Annotated in this window: 1 protein-coding gene; it reads left to right on the forward strand. The window is 79.5% G+C overall.

The genetic code is table 11. The features are described from left to right. The coding region (locus GTW08_RS23210; protein WP_202417584.1) for a glutamate mutase L at nt 1–308 on the forward strand (308 nt) is incomplete at both ends.

Here is a 308-nt window from a genome sequence, read left to right on the forward strand (position 1 = left end):
GCCCGGGTGGTCGGGGTGCACCCCGGGCCGCTGGAGACCGACGCGGTGCTGGAGCTGTCGAGCCGCCGCCCCGGGGCGGTGCTGCTGCTCGGCGGTGCCGACGGTGCCGACCCGGCGGTGCTGCTGCACAACGCGGGCAGGCTGGCCCGCACCCGCGGGCACTGGCCGGTGCTGCTCTCGGTCGACGACGACGACGCCCGCGCCGACGCGCTCGGCCTGCTGCTGGCCGGTGGGCGGGCCGTCACGACCTGTCCCAACGTCACGCCGCAGCCGGGCCGGATCGTCGCCGGGCCCGCGCGGGACGCCGT

The sequence above is a fragment of the Pseudonocardia sp. SID8383 genome, assembly GCF_009864975.1.
GTDB classification, from domain to species: Bacteria; Actinomycetota; Actinomycetes; order Mycobacteriales; family Pseudonocardiaceae; genus Pseudonocardia; species Pseudonocardia alni.